Below are 17205 nucleotides of genomic sequence, written 5' to 3'. Positions count from 1 at the left end.
TTTTCTGGGAAAGCTGAAAGGAGTAAGTGACCCTTGCTAGATTTAATTATAAAAAATGCGCGGAATATTCAGGGAGAAATAGTTGAAATTGGTGTTCAAGCAGGAAAAATTACAACTGTTGCCAAAGAAATTACAGAGCCGGCGCTTCAAGAACTGCATCTGTCAGAAAATGAATATATTTCTGCCGGCTGGATAGATGACCATGTTCACTGCTATGAAAAAATGCAGCTCTACTATGATTATCCCGATGAAATCGGTGTGACTCAAGGTGTGACGACGGTAATTGATGCCGGTACAACCGGAGCAGAAAATATCGGTGATTTTGCGGAGCTTGCCAAGCGCAGCAAAACAAATGTTTTAGCCTTGTTAAATATATCCAAATGGGGCATTGTCGAACAAGATGAATTGGCTGATTTAAGTAAAGTCCAAGGAGCTTTAATCGACGAAGCGCTGGGAAATTATCCGGAATTTATTGTTGGGATTAAGGCTCGTATGAGTAAAACCGTAATTGGTGATAATGGCTTGACCCCTTTGCAGATGGCTAAAAAAATTCAAAAAAGCCATGCTCCTCTGCCATTGATGGTTCATATTGGTTCAGCGCCGCCGAAATTAGATGAGATTTTTGCTTTATTGGACCAAGGCGATGTAGTGACCCATTGCTTTAACGGAAAAGCAAATGGGATTTATGACTGGCAAACAGGTAAAATTAAAGCTTTTGCTTGGGAGACCTTTAAGCGGGGAATTATTTTTGATATCGGTCACGGGACAGATAGCTTTAATTTCACGGTGGCCAAAGAAGCCTTTCAAGAAGGGTTGAAGGCGACGTCGATTAGTACGGATATCTATATTCGCAATCGTAAAAAAGGGCCGGTCTTTAATCTGGCGACGACAATGGAAAAATTGCGAGTAGTCGGCTATAGCTGGCCAGAAATTTTAGAAAAGGTTACCGTTGCCCCGGCTAAAAATTTTAATTTGAACAGTAAAGGCGCTATCGCTGAAGGTTTGGATGCTGATTTTACGATTTTTAAATTTGTCGAAGCTGAGAAAGAATTAATTGATTCTAATGGCAATCAAGAAATAGCCAATGAACAAATCGTGCCGGTCAAGACAGTAATAGGAGGTCTGGTGTATGACAACGAGTTATCAAAAATTTAATTTAAAGGAAGTAATCAATGCCTCCGGGCGGATGACAATCCTCGGCGTCTCAAAAGTTTCTGAAAATGTGTTAGCAGCTCAGAAATTTGGCGGTGAACATTTTTTTGAAATGGCCGACCTCAGTGAAAAAACCGGTGCTTACTTAGCCAACTTGTTAAAAGTGGCAGATGCTCAAATTGTTTCCTCCGCTTCTGCGGGCATTGCCCAAAGTGTCGCTGCTGTGATTGGTCAAGGTAGTTTGTACCATGTTTATCATCCTTATACAGAAAAAATTACGAAAAGAGAAATCATTTTACCCAAAGGCCACAATGTTGATTACGGTACACCAGTTGAAGTGATGGTTGCCCAAGGCGGCGGTCAAGTTATTGAAGCCGGTTATGCTAATATGTGTACGCCAGAACATCTGGAAATGATGATTACAGAGAATACTGCGGCCATTTTATATATTAAAAGCCATCATACGGTTCAAAAAAGTATGCTGACAGTTGCTGAAGCTGCAGAAGTTGCCAAGAGACATCAACTGCCATTGATTGTTGACGCTGCTGCTGAGGAAGATTTGTTTAAATACAGCGAAGCAGGGGCTGATTTAGTTATCTACTCAGGCGCCAAAGCAATCGAAGGGCCGAGTGCTGGTTTAGTCATCGGTGAAAAGCAATTGATTGAATGGGTCCGCCTGCAGGGTAAAGGAATTGGCCGGGCGATGAAAATCGGTAAAGATAATATTTTAGGCTTTACTCAAGCGGTTGAGGATTATTTGACAGTCGGTTCTGAAGATGGTACTTCAATGCAGGCGCGTTTAACGCCTTTTGTTGACGAATTAAATCAGATTCAAAATATCGACGCAAAAAGTGTGCAGGACAGCGCTGGCCGAGAAATTTATCGGGCGAGTGTAAAAATAACTGGACCAAAGAACGCTAAAGAAGTAATCAGCGAATTAAAAAGTCAAAGTCCGGCGATTTATACCCGGGAGTATCAGGCCAATAACGGTATTATCGAATTTGATATTCGCTCCGTTAATGCCCTTGAAATGAAGAAAATAATTCAGCGTCTGCAGGAAATTATGGCTTAATAAAGCTTTAAAAAGTTTATCCTTGAAAGGAACGAAAAAAATGTCATTACAACCCAATTATTTAGAAAATCGTTTGTGCTTAAATGTTTTAGCTAACTCAGTTGAAAATGCCCAGGCTTGTTATGAAGCAGCGGAAGGCCACGTAGTTTTAGGTGTGCTCTCGAAAAATTATGCTAGTGATGAATTGGCCATTGAAGATATGAAAAAATATCAAGCTGCTACAAATAACGCTTTGTCGGTCGGCTTAGGCGCCGGTGATCCTAATCAAAGCCAAATGGTTTCAAGAATTTCTGCTGTTTTGCAGCCTCAACACGTCAATCAAGTTTTTACTGGTGTCGGCACTTCTCGAGCGCTCTTAAACCAAGAGGAAACTATCGTCAACGGCTTGGTTTCGCCAACAGGTAAAGTTGGCTTTGTCAATATTGCAACAGGCCCTTTAAGTTCGGCAGCTCCAGAGGGGATTGTTCCCATTGAAACAGCAATCAAATTATTGAAGGATATGGGAGGCAGCTCGGTAAAATATTTTCCGATGAAGGGCTTGGCCCACAAAGAAGAATACATTGCGGTTGCTGAAGCTTGTGCGGCCTATGATTTTTATTTAGAGCCAACTGGCGGAATTGATTTGGAAAACTTTGCCGAAATTGTTCAAATTGCCGTAGATGCCGGTGTCAAAAAGATTATCCCGCATGTTTATAGTTCGATTATTGACAAAGAAACTGGCGACACCAAGCCAGAAGATGTCAAAGCTTTATTAGCAATGATGAAAAAAACATTGCAGTAAATTTTTCACAGAATTAAGTTTTATAACTCTTATAAATTTTGTTGTAAAAAATAATAGCTAAACACCTTTATGACAGGCTAAAAGACCCTTAGTCATGAAGGTGTTTTTGCGTTGTAAAAAATTTTAGCAGTTTCTCAGTGGCTTTTATTTGACAGAAAAAATCTGCTTCGGTACACTAAAAAATGTAAAGATTACATTTGTAAACGAAAAGAGGAAAAATGATGAATAAAGTGGATGAAGCGAAAAAAATGTCCAGCACTGAGCAATCTCAAACTGATACTCAGCTGCAGAAAAATAATTCTAAAAATAATCTTGATGTCGAAATGCAAAAAGACATGCAAAACATGCAGGGAATGAATCACGATTATCATTCCAGTGAGCTGTCTAAAGATAATCATGAAGATACTAGCATGTCCATGCATCATCACATGCATCAAGACTCAACAGAAAAAAATGCTGGCATCTCTGCAGCAAAAGAAAATTCAGAAATGAATCACAGTGCTCATCATCACGATATGAAGGCAATGGATCATTCCGGTCATAAAATGAACCATATGCATCATGGGGAAATGGCGATGGATGATATGGGGGGCATGGATCATTCGATGCACATGGGAAATTTTAAACAAAAGTTTTGGCTCTCTCTGATTATTGCCATTCCTATTCTTATTTTGTCTCCAATGATGGGAGTAACACTGCCGTTTCAATTTACTTTTCCTGGTTCCAATTGGGTTGTCATGATTTTAGCCACTATTTTATTTTTCTATGGCGGCCAACCGTTTTTAAGTGGCGCCAAAATGGAATTGCAAATGAAAAGTCCCGGCATGATGACCTTGATTGCTATGGGGATTTCTGTTGCTTATTTTTATAGCATGTATGCTTTTGTTGTTGAATTGCTGACGGGTCAAATGTATATGGACTTTTTCTGGGAGTTGGCAACCTTAATTGTCATCATGCTGTTAGGCCATTGGATTGAAATGAGTGCCGTCAGCAATGCCGGCAATGCCTTGCAAAAATTAGCTGAGCTGTTGCCAAATTCGGTAAAACGATTACTGAGTAATGGTCAAACTGAAGAAGTTCCGTTAACGGCTGTCCACAATGGCGATATTTTATTAGTTAGTGCTGGCGACAAAGTGCCGGCTGACGGAGAAATTACCTCTGGCTCCACCAGCATTAATGAATCGGCTTTAACTGGTGAATCATTAGCCGTCGAAAAGAAAGTTGGCTCTAAGGTAATCGGTGGTTCTGTCAACGGCAATGGCGTTTTCCAAATGAAAGTTGCAGGAATCGGCCAAGATAGTTATCTGTCGCAGGTAATGGAAATGGTCAAAAAAGCCCAAAGCGAAAAATCCCGCTTGGAAAGTATTTCAGATAAAGTCGCAAAATGGTTGTTTTATGTTGCGCTGGCTGCCGGTATTTTAGCCTTGATTATTTGGTGGATTGTCAGTGATTTTAGTACAGCATTAGAACGAATGGTGACGACCTTTATTATCGCTTGTCCCCATGCTCTTGGCTTAGCGATTCCTTTAGTCATTGCCCGTTCGACGTCAATTGCCGCTAAAAATGGTTTGCTAATTAAAAATCGGAATGCCTTAGAACAAGCCAGTTCAATTGATATGGTTTTATTAGATAAAACCGGCACTTTAACCGAAGGCAATTTTTCGGTAACAGGAGTCGAAATTTTTGCTGAAAATTATTCAAAAGAAGAAGTATTGAAGTATGTTGGTGGCTTAGAAGCGCAATCGAACCATCCGCTAGCAGAAGGGATTATGGCTTACATTAAAAGTCAAAATATTGATGTTTATAGCGGTGGGACAGCTCAAGTTATAGCAGGTGTCGGGCTAAAAGGGGTCATCAATAATAAAAATGCCGCTATTGTGAATCAAAAAGAATTAGCAAAACGAGCTTTAAGTGTTGATGAAACAGCTTTGACAAGTTATTTGAATCAAGGCAATACTTTAAGCTTTCTGTTAATTGATGATCAATTGATTGCAGCGATTGCTTTAGGCGATACGATTAAACCGACTGCTAAAAACTTCATTCAACAACTAAAAGCAAAAAATATTACGCCAGTGATGTTGACTGGTGATAATCAAAAAGCGGCAGCTGCTGTGGCAACTTATTTAGGGATTGATGTTTACCACAGTGAACTGCTGCCAAATGACAAAGAAAAAATTGTCGCTGACTATGTCAAAGAAGGTAAAAAAGTGATGATGGTAGGGGATGGTATCAACGATGCGCCGAGCTTAACTAGAGCAACTATCGGGGTCGCGATTGGTGCCGGAACTGATGTAGCGATTGATTCCGCTGATGTGGTTTTGACTGCTAGTAATCCGGATGATATTTTACGGCTTTTGGATTTATCAAAGAATACCCATCGGAAAATGGTGCAAAACCTTTGGTGGGGTGCCGGCTATAATATTGTAGCGATTCCTTTAGCTGCTGGTATTTTGGCACCAATTGGATTCTTACTTAGTCCAGCGGTAGGGGCAATTATTATGTCCTTAAGCACCGTCGTTGTAGCTATCAATGCCTTGTTGTTAAAATTATAAAAAAAGCAAAAAAAGCTGCGGCTAACTCTTGAGAGGGTAGTCTCCAGCTTTTTTTGTTTAGGCAAGGAAAGAGAATGGTTAAGCACGTTGTAAGCCCACGAAATTATTCAGGGTGTTTCAAACGGATTTTCGCAACAGTTTTAAAAAAATATTCTTCAGCTTCATCAAAGGTTAAAAACTTATAGCAACAATACTCTTCATCAGAAAAATGTACGACTAAATTTTGTAAGCGAAGCAAAAAGACAGCTTCTTCATCAGTTTGAAATTCTTGAACTTCTTCCATAGGGCTCACCTCAATTATTAGTTTAAGGCCTAAGCTTAAAAGACTCAATCTGCCCAATTTTCAAAAAAGTTAGAAATTAATATTTTTTTGAATAGATTAAAAAAGAAAAAGAGCAACATCGGATAATGGTTGATGTAACAAGCTTTTTTAAGATAAAAATCAAATTCTTAATTCATCGTGGACTTTTTTATTCTAAAAAAAGTTGCCGTGAAATTCTTCAGAGGCTAAAATTTAAGGTTTGGCAATCAGTAGAACCAGTGAAAACAGCTCAGCATTATTTTCAATAAATGGAGTCTCACAATTTGAGATTGATTATGATTTTTTTCGCTACTAGACTCAGACCAAACTGATTTTTAGACAAGTACCAAATTTACCAGTTAAAAAAAGCTGTATCAATTTCAGCGAGTTTCTTGTCAAAAGGAAATCTTGGAAAAGAAAATACAAAAAAACCACCACATGGGAGTGTGGTGGAAATGAAGGTTGTTATTTACTCTTGTAGGAGTAAGTATGAAAAACCAATTCGGGATAATTGGTTAACATAACTATACAATAGAACAGCTTAGGAAACATTAATGAATAGTTTTGTTTTCCTAAATTTTTTATTAGAAAAAAATGAAAACGATTTTATGGATTTGAGAATTTCCTCCAAAATAACAACCAAAACGTTTTAAGGATTTCCGAGACTGTGCTAAAATTGAGGTTGTAAGAGAATATTCATGAGGAGGTTTTTGTTTATGACAAAAGTTGGAAAAGAATTACTGGCTCAATTGACTTCTGGTGCAGTGGCGGGTCCTTTTGTGACCATCATGTTAAACACCCATGTGTCTCATCAAGATGTAGAGAAGGATCAATTGAAGTTTAAAAATTTTGCAAAAGATGCAAAAAAGAAATTCTTGAAGAAATACCCTGAAAAAGATTGGGGTATCTTCCAAGATAAGATTGATAAAATTCTTGCTGACAGCTCTTTTTGGCGTAGTGCCACTACAAGTGTTGCTGTCGTTTTAACTGAAACAGAAGATTTTGTCTATCGCTTATCAATCAGAGTCGACGACCAATATTATGTAGGCGACCGGGCTTACTTATTGGCGATTATCAAAAATGCTCAGTTTAATTATAATTACAAATTATTAGCTTTAACCCGTGACACGATGAAACTGTATGATGTTAACAATAAAGTTATCTCTGAAGTAGCTCTGCCAACAGGTGCGCCAGTTGATGTAGTCACAGCTTTAGGTGATGAATTGACGGGTGGCAGTATTAATTACAGCACTGCATCAGGCGTCTTCCATGGGGTTTCAACAAAGGATGAAGAAGTTGAAATTGATTGGGTAAATTATTACCAAGCGGTGGATGATTTCTTGAAGGGCTTTTTGGTTGACGATAAAACGCCGTTATTTGTGTATGGCTTACCAGAAAATCAAGCGATGTTTAAAAAAATCAGCAAGTTGAGTTTTTATGACCCCTCTGTGGCTATTACTGGCTCACCAGTGCAGGTAAATACGAAAGACTTGGCTGTTGAAACAGAAAAAATTACGGCTGCTTTAAAAGAAAAAGAAGTTGCAGCCTACAATAAACTATTAGACCGGAAATTTATTGATCAATTGGTGGACATCGACCAAGCCTCGACTCAAGGGAAAATTTCCCATCTATTTATTTCTACCAGTAATTTGATTGATGGCTTTGGCGAAGATCCCGATACTGAATATGATCGGCGTCAAGTTTTAAATGATATTGCTTACAACACAATCAGCGGTGGCGGCGAAGTTTTCATTTTAGACCAACAGGATGCACCGGATGAAAAGAGTCTGGTAGCAATCCTCCGTTATTAATTTTTTTAAGGAAAAGTTTGTTTTTTATTATTTCTGAACTGTAATTTTTAAGAAAGTTAATTAAATGAGACTTTCCACATAATTTCTGTAAGCCTTTAGATTTTGCCTAGCCTTTGCAGGGTAGCTGTGTTACAATTTAAGTCGTAGTTTGTGTTAGGTAATTATGGTAGTTTGTTTCCTTTAAAACATCTCCTATATTGACTCAGCATGGAATTGCAAAAACATCTTTTAGGAGGAATTTTTTTCATGGAAACAGGTACAGTAAAATGGTTTAACGCAGATAAAGGGTTTGGATTTATTACAGCAGAAAACGGTAGCGACGTATTCGTTCACTTTTCAGCTATCCAAACTGATGGCTTCAAAACTTTAGAAGAAGGCCAAACTGTTAACTTCGACATCGAAGAAGGACAACGTGGACCTCAAGCAGCTAACGTTACTAAAGCTTAATTCAAGTAAACCTTTCAACCGGCGAGATTTTTTTTATCGCCGGTTTTTTTGTGCGGGAAATTTTATTTAAAGAAATAAAATTTGTAACTTATTTTTCTGTTCCAGACCAAATTATTTATCTTGGAGGACAAGTAAAGAGGCCAGTACCAATTAGCGATAATGCTAACAAGTACTAGCCAACAGATTTTCAGTTAAATAAATTTGGTAAATAGCTTCTAAAAGAATTTATTTTATGGATAGCACTTTGCGCACGGAGTCAGACCACGGGCTAAAGCCTCATCTAAGGTTGCCTCTGAATAATTGCCATTTCCACACTTATGGGTATGATATTTTTTACCAGTGGGTGTCACCATTACCATTTGAGCAGTAGGCGTTTGGGCATTTGCATTTTCCTCTGCAGCCGCTGCAGCTTCGGCGGCGGCAACAGCTTCTTCAGCTAATCTTTGCTCTTCAGCCTTTTTATTCGCAATCGACTGATTGACTTGTTCGACTCGAGTTGATAAATCTGCGTTAGTTGTTGGTAAAGCAGCCAATAAGGTTACGGCTTGTTGATAATCCTCGTCGGATAAAGACTGCTCAGCCTTTTCAACAGCAGCGATGGCTTCGTTGACTTTTCTTTCGGTTTCTTCTTTTAAGACTACGGTTTGTTCGATGCTAGATACACGATCTGCAAGGGCTGTTTTGTTGAGGGTCGCCAATTCAAGTTTTTCTTGAGCAACGGACAGATTTGTTCTGTTCGGCTCTGCTTCAGCTGCTTCAATCGCTGTAAGTATTGGTAAGTGCTCTTCAATAATCGCAAGTCGCTCACTAATATCTGAGTATTCTTTACTAAGACTCGCAATTAAAGTAAAGGCTTGATCGTAATTTTTTTGATTCGGATTTTTCTCCGCTAAGGCAAGCACTGTTTCGGCATCGGCTCGTTCAGTAGTCTCAATGAAGGTCGAAGAAGGGCGAATCAGCACCTCTTTTTTTATTTCATCACCGTTAAAGTCGATGGTCACGACAACATTTTTATCAGTTAAACTTGTTAAACTAATTTCATGGTTGAAACTTCCGTCTTCTGTCTCAATTGTTTTCCCATCAATTTTTACAGTGCTGTCAGGATTAGTTTCCCCGCTAATCGTGGCAGTACCGGCTTCACTCGTTGTGATGGAAGCTTTTTCTATCGTCAAAAAAGCTTCTTCAGCATTACAGCCAGTGAGTAAAGCTAAAAAGACAATCAGACCCAACCAAAAACTTTTCTTCCCCAAAATCTTTTTCATGACAGTTCCTCCTTTGTTAAAATTTACCATTTAACTTTTTTTAGTGTTGATAAATAGTTCTGTAATAATTATATCATTTAGAAGTAAACGTTTGCACAATAAACTAAAATAAAAAGTCTTAAAGTGATGAGTTGCGTAACTTAACTAAGAAAAAACTCTAGTCGTCTCCCTCTTACAATTTTTGATTTTTATAGTATAATTTTTGAGGATAACTAGGGAGGTTTCTGATGAAGTCAAAAACATATGCGGTTGTGGATATTGAAACAACCGGCACAGATCACAAAACAGATCGCATCATTCAATTTGGCTGTGTCTTAGTTGAAGATGGGAAAATTGTCTCCCGTTTTGCCACGGATATTAATCCTGACCAAAAAATTTCCAAGCAAATCCAAAGTTTGACTGGCATTACAAATAGCCAGGTGCAAAAAGCGCCTTATTTTGAAGATGTTGCCTTAACAATTTATAACTTGTTGGTGGATACTACTTTTGTCGCCCACAATATTTATTTTGATTATAACTTTTTAAATGCGGAATTAGTCCGCTGCGGTGTGCCGGAATTGGCAATTCCCGGCATCGATACCGTGGAGCTGGCGCAGATTTTTTTACCGACCGAAGCAAGCTTTCGACTAAAGGATTTATCCGACTCTCTCGGCTTGGTCCATGAAAATCCCCATCAAGCTGACAGTGATGCGGAGGTGACCGCCCAATTATTGTTAAAGATTACTGAAAAAATTCGTTCGCTACCGGTTGTCACTTTGCAAAAAATTTCCGAATTAAGCTCATTGACTGGGATGGAGACTAGTCAATATATTAGTGAGTTAGCAGCTGATGTAGCAAAGCAGAAACCTGAGTTAGCAGAAAATTTGGAAATTGTTGACGGCATTGCTCTGCGGAAAAAGACGGTGAATTTATTTTCCTATAATCTTTTTGGCCAGCAGGAGTATCCTAAATCCAATGCCGCAAAACGAAAATTATTTAATCAGGATTTAGAATTGCGCAAAGATCAAGGCGTTTTGATGAATCAGGTCTATCGTCATTTCACAGATAAAGACAGCGAGAAAAATTTATTGGTGGAAGCCGCTCTAGGTATGGGCAAGACGATTGGCTATTTATTGCCATTGAGTTTTCTGGCAACGCCGGAAAATCCAGCAATTATCAGTACGGCTTCCATTGTCTTGCAACAACAGATTTTGGATAAGGATATTCCTTTGCTGAATCAAGTTTTGCCACAAGAAATTCAGGGCACTTTGGTAAAAAGTCCCCGCCATTTTTTAAATCTGCAAAGTTTTCAGGCAACTTTGGCATATCCGGTTTCGCAAAAGCAATATGCCCTTTATCAGATGGCGGTGTTGGTTTGGCTGACGGAAACGGAGACTGGGGACTTTGAAGAGCTACAGATGACCAATTTAAATCATGCTTTCTGGGAAGACGTGGCCCATCAAGGACTCAATTATTTAGCCGAAAGCCAAGAGCTGTATCAAGAGGATTTTCTTTTGCATCTGCATCGCAAAATGGCCCAAAGTAATTTTTTAATTGTCAATCATGCTTATTTGTCCTATGAGTCTTTAAGAAATTATTTCCAACTACCAAAAAGTTCCTATCTCTTAATCGATGAGGCCCATCATTTAGGTGATGATTTAGAAAAGGCCAGTCAGCAACGGTTATCGCTGGGCGCTTTTCAGAAAAAAGCCCATCATCAACTAGCAGAAGGCCAATTTTTTGATGAGCTGCAAAAGCTGATTGCCAAAAGTCAAAGCTTTACTGAGGCCGATCGGGATGCTTTTCAGTTATATCGTCAAAGTGTTGAAGATTTGTTGGAGGAACAGCAGGATTTTGCTAAGGAATTGCTGCGCCTCATTAAACGGCCGCAGCAGCGCTTTGCGGTTGAAGAGGTCATAACCGAAGAGGATTTTGAGTTGCTGTCTGATTTTGGCTTTAGTAAGTTGAAGTCGCTAAAGGCCCTTTATCAAGATATTTTGCTTTTGCAGCAGCGTTTAGAAACCATTTTGCAGGACAATCTTGAAAATTGGACTCTCTATCAACGGAAACTTTTTAGCACACTTGCTAATTTTTTTCAGCGGATTAAACAGCAGACTGATTTTTTTACCCTTTGGACGGAAAATTGGCAAGGGCGTTATGTCCACTGGCTGATTCGTGAAAAAAATAATAGTTTGAGTTTAATGCTCTATGATTATCAAGCGGCGGTTTTAAAAGAAACCAAATGGTACGAACGCTATCAAAAAATTCTTTATATTGGCGGAACAATTCGCGTCGGTAGTGATCGTCAATACTTTCCCAAGCGCTGGGGCTTAAACGATGCGAAAGTTAAAATTATTAAAAGTCCTTATGATTACAGTCAACAGGCCCGCTTGTTTGTGCCTAAGGAAGCTGTTTTTGCCAATCAAATTGAACAGGTTGATTTTATTAATTTTCTAGCTGAAACGTTATTGGAAATTGCCGACAATCAGCAGGAACGGATTTTAGTCTTGTTTACCTCCCATGAGGTCTTGCAACAGGTCTATTTCCGAATTCAAGGGCGCTTATTAGATAAGGGGCGGGAATTATTTGCCCAAAATATTAACGGCACCCGGGAAAAATTATTGAAGCGTTTCTTTTTATCTGATTCTGGAATTCTCTTAGGGGCAGATAGTTTTTGGGAGGGCATTGATTTACCGGGAGACACCTTGAAATTATTAATCGTCACTCGGCTGCCCTTTGATAACCCACGGCGGCCTTTGACCAAGGCCCGCAATCAGTATTTAGAGAGTCAGGGGATTAATCCTTTTTATCAGGAATCGCTGCCGAAAACCGCTTTAAAATTGAAGCAGGCCTTAGGGCGGTTGATTCGTTCTAAAAAAGATTACGGCGTGATGATTGTGCTGGATCGCCGCTTGGTTTCTGCCAGCTACGGGAAACGGATTATCAAAGTTTTGCCGGAGGACTTGCCAATTGAAGAGTTGGCTTTGACGGATTTATTAAGTGCAACCAAGGATTTTCTAGAAAAAAAGAGTAAAAATTTCTAAAGCGCTAAAACTCCAGAATTTTTCTGGTATAATGAAACACAATTAAGCATTGAGGAGTTTTCTTTTGGAAGCAAAAATTAAACGTGATCGAAAAATTAACGGCATCGTCTTTAGCCTGATTCTGCTCTTAATTTTATTTTTAGTTTTAGGAGCGATTTTTTTCATTCGGGCAACCAGACCTCAGCGTCAAGCAAAAGCGGAGGCGGCAGCCATCGCTCAAACCTATGCCAATGTCAGTACAGTCGATACCTTTTACTGGTTTACTTGGGGTGAAAGTTATTTCACCGTGCTAGGAGAAGATGCGGATAGCCAAGCGGTGGCCGTCATTATTTCGCAAGACGGCGGCAACGTGAAAGTCGTCAATCAAAGCGACGGCTACTCAGAGATGGAAATCCGGTCGATTGTCCAGCAGGATTACAATAATCCAACCATTTTAAAGGCCAATTTAGGCATGTATCAAGACCAAGTCGTTTGGGAGGTTATTACCCGCGACAGTTCACAGCAGTTAACTTATTATCTGCTAGATTTTACTACGGGAAGTGAAGTCAGTGTTGTCGCTGACGTTTAATTTCGAATAAAAAATTGAAGGGGACATGAGTTATGTTATCAAAACGTGCGGAGCAATTAGAACCATCCGTGACTTTTGCGGCTTCAGCTAAGGCTAAAGCGCTGAAAGCCGAAGGGAAGGATGTATTGAGTCTGACTGTGGGAGAGCCAGATTTTCAAACACCGGAAAATATTAAAGCAGCAGCGATTCAAGCAATTAAAGATGGGAAAACGCATTACACACCATCAGCGGGAATTCCAGAATTGCGCCAAGCAATCGTTGACCATGTAAAAACTTATTATGGTTTGGATTATCAGACAAAGGAAGTTATCGTAACCGATGGCGCAAAGTTTGCGTTGTACGCTCTTTTTCAAGCCATCCTCAATGATGGCGATGAAGTGATCATCCCAGCACCTTATTGGGTGAGCTACGGTGAGCAGGTGAAATTGGCAGCCGGCAAACCAGTTTTTGTTGAAGGCCTCCATGAAAATTGTTTTAAAGTGACTGTTGAACAGCTGGAGTCTGCTAAGACTGAAGAAACCAAAGCGCTGATTTTAAATTCACCATCAAATCCAACGGGAATGATTTACACGAAAGAAGAATTGACAGCTATCGGATTATGGGCTGTTGAAAATAATGTCTTGATTATCGCAGATGATATTTACGGCCGCTTAGTTTATAACGGCAATCAATTTACACCGATTGCCACTTTAGGCGAAGCTATCCGCAAACAAACTATTATTATTAATGGTGTTTCAAAAACATATGCGATGACCGGCTGGCGCATTGGTTATGCAGTAGGTAATCAAGAAATTATTGCGGCGATGATTGATATCGCATCGCAATCCACCAGTAATCCAACCGCAATCAGTCAGTATGCTGCCTTAGAAGCTTTGACTGGACCACAGGAAACGGTTGAAGTGATGCGGGAGGCCTTTGAAGCCCGCTTAAATGAAATTTATCCATTGGTGGCGGCTTTACCTGGAGTGAAACTAGAAAAACCTCAAGGCGCCTTTTATCTTTTTCCAAATGTGAAGGAAACTTTAGCAATCTGCGGCTATGATAATGTCACAAAATGGGTTGATGATTTATTAGCGGAGGGCTATGTTGCCTTAGTAACCGGCGAAGGCTTTGGCGCACCGGAAAATGTGCGAATGAGTTACGCAGCTGATTTAGAGACCTTGAAAAAAGCTGTTGAACGAATGGCAGCCTTCATTGAAAGTAAACGACAAAAGTAAGTTTTTAATTTTAGCTAAAAACAATTCGGGATAATTGTAGACTAGTTGAAAAGTTGAATTCATTCGACTTTGAAGAGGAGAGACAATCGTGAAACAAATATCAATTATTGATTCAAAAGATCACGTAGGAGAAACAGTCCAAATCGGAGCCTGGGTCGCCAATAAACGTTCCAGCGGGAAAATTGCTTTCTTGCAATTGCGGGATGGCACAGCTTATTTCCAAGGAATTGTTGTGAAGAGTGAAGTGCCGGAAGAAGTTTTCCAACTGGCAAAAAATCTGAATCAAGAAACTGCCATTTTACTAACTGGAGAAGTGCGGGAAGATACCCGTTCAAAATTTGGCTATGAAATTGGGATTTCTGCTATTGAAGTCGTCGGCGAAAGTCATGATTATCCAATTACACCGAAGGAACACGGCACTGATTTTTTGATGGATCATCGCCACTTATGGCTGCGTTCATCAAGACAGCATGCCATCATGCAAATTAGAAATGAATTAATTCGGGCGACTTACGAATTTTTCAACAGCAACGGTTTTACTAAAATTGATCCGCCAATCTTAACTGGTTCAGCAGCTGAGGGCACGACGGATTTGTTTGAAACTAATTATTTCGATCAAAAGGCCTATTTGTCTCAAAGCGGCCAATTGTATATGGAAGCAGCTGCTATGGCCTTTGGCAAAGTTTTTTCATTTGGACCAACCTTTAGAGCAGAAAAATCTAAAACGCGTCGCCATCTGATTGAATTTTGGATGATTGAACCAGAAATGGCCTTTATGCATCAAGAAGATAGTTTAGAAGTCCAAGAACAATACGTCGCCTTTTTAGTCCAAAGTGTATTGGACAACTGTGATTATGCTTTAGATGTTTTAGAACGGGACAAAGAAGTCTTGAAAAAATATACCCAGCTGCCATTCCCACGAATCAGCTACGATGAAGCCGTTGAATTATTGCAGAAAAATGGCTTTGAAGATATCCAATGGGGAGATGATTTTGGCTCACCTCATGAAACATTTATCGCCAACTCCTTTGAACAACCTGTCTTTATTTTAAATTATCCAAAAGCAATTAAGCCGTTTTACATGAAGCCGCACCCAACAAGGGATGATGTTGTGATTTGTGCGGATATGATTGCTCCAGAAGGCTATGGCGAGGTAATCGGCGGCTCCGAGCGGGCAACCGACTTTGAATATTTGTTAGAACAAATTAAAGCTCATGGTTTGGATGAAGAAGAATATCAATGGTATTTAGATTTAAGAAGATACGGTAGTGTGCCTCATGCTGGTTTCGGCTTAGGCTTAGAACGGGCGGTAACTTGGATTGCCGGCATTGAACATGTCAGAGAAGCGATTCCGTTCCCTCGTTTATTAAATCGGATTTATCCATAACAGAAAAAAAGTGGAAACTCTCACCTTTGAGGGTTTCCACTTTTTTATTTTAAGAAAAATTAACGAGCTGAACTTTTACGGCGGGCTTTCCGACGATTTTCTTCAATCATCGCTTCTTTTTCAGTGATTGGATCAATGACTGTTTTTTTCACACTAGCTAAAAAGCCAGCTGCGACAGCAACAGTAGTTAAGCTGCCAAGGACAACGCCAGTTACAAATTTTTTCATAGTTATCACCCTTTCAATTATTCTAGACCTCTTTATTATGAAGGAAATCTTAAAAAATTACTAGTGAAAGGCAATTCTTGAGAAAAAAATTCTGAGAGCTTCTTTAAAAAAAGCAGATGTGCTACAATTAGCTGAATAACAAGAAGAAGGGGTCATTTATGATTACTTTAGGGATTGATACAGCCAATCAGCCCTTAGCAGTTGGGCTGATTCAAGACGGGAAAATTTTGGGAGAAACTCAAACAGCAGTCAAAAAAAATCACAGCCTGACTTTAATGCCTGCAATTGAAGAATTGACAGCTGCGGTCGGTTTGAAACCCGCAGAGATTGACCGGATTGGTGTGGCGCAAGGGCCTGGCTCATATACAGGATTAAGAATTGGTGTCACAATTGCCAAAACGTTAGCTTATACCTTAAAAAAAGAATTAGTTGGCATCTCCAGCTTAAAAATAATTGCCGCCAACTGCCACAATGTGAAGGGTTGGCTAGTACCGCTATTTGATGCTCGTCGGGAAAATGTCTATGCGGGAATCTATCAATGGCAGCAGGGAGAATTAATTGAAGTTTTAGCTGACCAACACATTGCTTTAGCGGAACTTTTAGAAAAAATTCCACCAGAGCAGGAGGTTTATTTTGTTGGAATCGATACCGAAAAATTTTTAGACATGCTTCAGGGCAATCCCTTGTGGACTATAAATCCCATTGCAGAATGGGATTTGCCAAGAGGAACCGTAGCTGCCGCCTTGGCAGCCGCGGGGGAGCCAGTAACAGATATCCACGGCTTTTTACCCGATTATTTGAAACGGGTAGAGGCCGAAGAAAACTGGTTGAAAACCCATCATGAGAACGGGGAAAGTTATGTTGAAAAAATTTAAAGAATTTCTTCAACTCTTTTTTTCCAAACGAGAGCCACTTACTTACCCTCAGCAGCAGGTAACCATACATGGGGAACTTTATTTAGCTCGTCAGCTTGAGGTTTTAGATGTGGATCAAGTTTTTGCCTTGGAGGGGGAAGTTTATTTTAATGAGCATCCCTGGACACGGGGGACTTATATCCATGAGCTACGCCAAAGCAAGAGTAAACTGTATTTAGGTTTATTTTTAGACAGCCAGCTATTAGGCTTTGTCGGTTGTCGGGTGGCCAGCGGTGATTGCCATATTACTAACGTTGCAGTCAAGCCAGCTTTGCAAAGTAGCGGCTTGGGCTCATGGCTGATTGACGAAGTCGAAAAATTTGCTATAATGTGGCAATGTGAGAGTATGAGTTTGGAAGTTAGAGTTAGCAATCTCAGCGCTCAGCGGTTGTATCGTCGCAAAGGGTTTGTATCAAGAAAAGTTAAATACAATTACTATGATGACAGTGCTGAAGATGCACTGGACATGGTGAAATATCTTTAAGTGAGGG

General features: G+C 39.7%; 15 protein-coding genes. 12 read left to right on the top strand and 3 right to left on the bottom strand.

What is annotated here, in order from left to right:
- Window positions 1–33: 33 nt before the first annotated feature.
- The 4 genes from AC1Z3S_RS15045 to AC1Z3S_RS15030 all read left to right on the top strand — a co-directional run bounded on the left by AC1Z3S_RS15045 (window position 34) and on the right by AC1Z3S_RS15030 (window position 5557).
- Window positions 34–1155 (top strand): amidohydrolase/deacetylase family metallohydrolase, encoded by a 1122-nt coding sequence (locus AC1Z3S_RS15045; RefSeq protein WP_461741033.1) that lies wholly within the window; start codon window positions 34–36, stop codon window positions 1153–1155.
- The gene (locus AC1Z3S_RS15040) at window positions 1130–2224 is read left to right on the top strand and encodes a DgaE family pyridoxal phosphate-dependent ammonia lyase (RefSeq protein ID WP_461741032.1); all 1095 of its coding nucleotides are present in this window, start codon (window positions 1130–1132) and stop codon (window positions 2222–2224) included. The genes AC1Z3S_RS15045 and AC1Z3S_RS15040 overlap by 26 nt, the downstream gene beginning before the upstream one ends.
- A 40-nt stretch (window positions 2225–2264) precedes the next feature.
- A complete protein-coding gene (gene dagF / locus AC1Z3S_RS15035) occupies window positions 2265–3005 on the top strand; it encodes a 2-dehydro-3-deoxy-phosphogluconate aldolase (RefSeq protein ID WP_461741031.1) in 741 nt (246 codons plus the stop codon).
- Between the two features lie 428 nt (window positions 3006–3433).
- Window positions 3434–5557 (top strand): heavy metal translocating P-type ATPase, encoded by a 2124-nt coding sequence (locus AC1Z3S_RS15030; protein ID WP_461741067.1) that lies wholly within the window; start codon window positions 3434–3436, stop codon window positions 5555–5557.
- A gap of 103 nt (window positions 5558–5660) precedes the next feature.
- Here AC1Z3S_RS15030 and AC1Z3S_RS15025 read toward each other — a convergent pair whose 3' ends face one another.
- A complete protein-coding gene (locus AC1Z3S_RS15025) occupies window positions 5661–5840 on the bottom strand; it encodes a hypothetical protein (RefSeq protein ID WP_461736863.1) in 180 nt (59 codons plus the stop codon).
- 734 nt (window positions 5841–6574) lie between these two features.
- Between AC1Z3S_RS15025 and AC1Z3S_RS15020 the strand changes: the two genes are divergently transcribed.
- Both AC1Z3S_RS15020 and AC1Z3S_RS15015 read left to right on the top strand, forming a co-directional pair.
- Window positions 6575–7669, top strand: a complete 1095-nt coding sequence (locus AC1Z3S_RS15020) for a baeRF6 domain-containing protein (protein WP_461741030.1) — start codon at window positions 6575–6577, stop codon at window positions 7667–7669.
- A 246-nt stretch (window positions 7670–7915) separates the two neighbouring features.
- On the top strand, window positions 7916–8116 hold the full coding sequence (locus AC1Z3S_RS15015; RefSeq protein ID WP_265459133.1) for a cold-shock protein: 201 nt from the start codon (window positions 7916–7918) through the stop codon (window positions 8114–8116).
- Between the two features lie 230 nt (window positions 8117–8346).
- Here AC1Z3S_RS15015 and AC1Z3S_RS15010 read toward each other — a convergent pair whose 3' ends face one another.
- Complete coding sequence (locus AC1Z3S_RS15010; RefSeq protein ID WP_461741029.1) at window positions 8347–9378, bottom strand: hypothetical protein; 1032 nt, start codon at window positions 9376–9378, stop codon at window positions 8347–8349.
- A gap of 227 nt (window positions 9379–9605) precedes the next feature.
- Here AC1Z3S_RS15010 and AC1Z3S_RS15005 point away from each other — a divergent pair, with 227 nt between their 5' ends.
- The 4 genes from AC1Z3S_RS15005 (at window position 9606) to asnS (ending at window position 15573) form a co-directional block, all read left to right on the top strand.
- Window positions 9606–12401, top strand: a complete 2796-nt coding sequence (locus AC1Z3S_RS15005) for a helicase C-terminal domain-containing protein (RefSeq protein ID WP_461741028.1) — start codon at window positions 9606–9608, stop codon at window positions 12399–12401.
- 64 nt (window positions 12402–12465) lie between these two features.
- On the top strand, window positions 12466–12969 hold the full coding sequence (locus tag AC1Z3S_RS15000; RefSeq protein ID WP_265459139.1) for a cell wall elongation regulator TseB-like domain-containing protein: 504 nt from the start codon (window positions 12466–12468) through the stop codon (window positions 12967–12969).
- A 32-nt stretch (window positions 12970–13001) separates the two neighbouring features.
- Complete coding sequence (locus AC1Z3S_RS14995; protein ID WP_461741027.1) at window positions 13002–14186, top strand: pyridoxal phosphate-dependent aminotransferase; 1185 nt, start codon at window positions 13002–13004, stop codon at window positions 14184–14186.
- 88 nt (window positions 14187–14274) lie between these two features.
- Window positions 14275–15573, top strand: a complete 1299-nt coding sequence (asnS, locus tag AC1Z3S_RS14990; RefSeq protein WP_461736855.1) for an asparagine--tRNA ligase — start codon at window positions 14275–14277, stop codon at window positions 15571–15573.
- 59 nt (window positions 15574–15632) lie between these two features.
- Here asnS and AC1Z3S_RS14985 read toward each other — a convergent pair whose 3' ends face one another.
- A complete protein-coding gene (locus AC1Z3S_RS14985; protein ID WP_461736854.1) occupies window positions 15633–15800 on the bottom strand; it encodes a DUF3042 family protein in 168 nt (55 codons plus the stop codon).
- A gap of 158 nt (window positions 15801–15958) precedes the next feature.
- Between AC1Z3S_RS14985 and tsaB the strand changes: the two genes are divergently transcribed.
- Complete coding sequence (gene tsaB / locus AC1Z3S_RS14980) at window positions 15959–16675, top strand: tRNA (adenosine(37)-N6)-threonylcarbamoyltransferase complex dimerization subunit type 1 TsaB (RefSeq protein ID WP_461741026.1); 717 nt, start codon at window positions 15959–15961, stop codon at window positions 16673–16675.
- Window positions 16659–17198, top strand: coding sequence for a ribosomal protein S18-alanine N-acetyltransferase (rimI, locus tag AC1Z3S_RS14975; protein ID WP_461741025.1), 540 nt, complete (start codon window positions 16659–16661; stop codon window positions 17196–17198). Before tsaB ends, rimI begins: the two co-directional genes overlap by 17 nt.
- Window positions 17199–17205 lie beyond the last annotated feature (7 nt).

This window comes from Enterococcus sp. LJL90 (assembly GCF_056924355.1).
Note: the sequence above shows the minus strand (reverse complement) of the source record. Positions and strands in the feature narration are given on the sequence as shown.

Bases quoted from the DNA above. Each gene is read 5' to 3' on its own strand.
- AC1Z3S_RS15030 (WP_461741067.1), top strand. From the start codon at position 3,434: ATGCATCAAGACTCAACAGAAAAAAATGCTGGCATCTCTGCAGCAAAA.
- AC1Z3S_RS14995 (WP_461741027.1), top strand. From the start codon at position 13,002: ATGTTATCAAAACGTGCGGAGCAATTAGAACCATCCGTGACTTTTGCG.
- AC1Z3S_RS15005 (WP_461741028.1), top strand. From the start codon at position 9,606: ATGAAGTCAAAAACATATGCGGTTGTGGATATTGAAACAACCGGCACA.
- tsaB (WP_461741026.1), top strand. From the start codon at position 15,959: ATGATTACTTTAGGGATTGATACAGCCAATCAGCCCTTAGCAGTTGGG.
- AC1Z3S_RS14985 (WP_461736854.1), bottom strand. From the start codon at position 15,800: ATGAAAAAATTTGTAACTGGCGTTGTCCTTGGCAGCTTAACTACTGTT.
- AC1Z3S_RS15040 (WP_461741032.1), top strand. From the start codon at position 1,130: ATGACAACGAGTTATCAAAAATTTAATTTAAAGGAAGTAATCAATGCC.
- AC1Z3S_RS15010 (WP_461741029.1), bottom strand. From the start codon at position 9,378: ATGAAAAAGATTTTGGGGAAGAAAAGTTTTTGGTTGGGTCTGATTGTC.
- AC1Z3S_RS15020 (WP_461741030.1), top strand. From the start codon at position 6,575: ATGACAAAAGTTGGAAAAGAATTACTGGCTCAATTGACTTCTGGTGCA.
- dagF (WP_461741031.1), top strand. From the start codon at position 2,265: ATGTCATTACAACCCAATTATTTAGAAAATCGTTTGTGCTTAAATGTT.
- AC1Z3S_RS15015 (WP_265459133.1), top strand. From the start codon at position 7,916: ATGGAAACAGGTACAGTAAAATGGTTTAACGCAGATAAAGGGTTTGGA.
- rimI (WP_461741025.1), top strand. From the start codon at position 16,659: ATGTTGAAAAAATTTAAAGAATTTCTTCAACTCTTTTTTTCCAAACGA.
- AC1Z3S_RS15025 (WP_461736863.1), bottom strand. From the start codon at position 5,840: ATGGAAGAAGTTCAAGAATTTCAAACTGATGAAGAAGCTGTCTTTTTG.